General features: G+C 63.8%; 1 protein-coding gene. It reads left to right on the forward strand.

What is annotated here, in order from left to right; genetic code table 11:
• On the forward strand, positions 1 to 337 hold a 337-nt coding region (locus tag SB816_RS30405), incomplete at both ends, for a type VI secretion system baseplate subunit TssF (protein ID WP_410548042.1).

Raw genomic sequence — 337 nt, forward strand, 5'->3', positions numbered from 1 at the left:
GGGTCGAATCCGATCGCAGCGGTCGCTGGCGCGCGCTGCCGGAACTGCCGTATCGTCAGGCCGGTTTTAGCGACGACGAAGCGCTGATCGATTTTCCTTCGCGCTCGCACCCCGCCTATCGGCTGCTCACGGAGTATTTTGCATTTCCCGCGAAATTCGATTTCGTCGATTTCGATCTGGGCGCGCTGGCATCCGCCGCGGGCCGCTGCCAGCGGCTTTTCATCAGCGGCAGCCTCGACGGTCCGGGACTCGACGAAACGCTCGCCATGCAGAACTATCTGATTCAGCACGGCGTCGAGCCGCACGACATCGTCCCCGACCGCGCCGGCGACAACAC

This window comes from Achromobacter sp. SIMBA_011 (assembly GCF_046535435.1).
GTDB classification, from domain to species: Bacteria; Pseudomonadota; Gammaproteobacteria; order Burkholderiales; family Burkholderiaceae_B; genus Achromobacter; species Achromobacter dolens.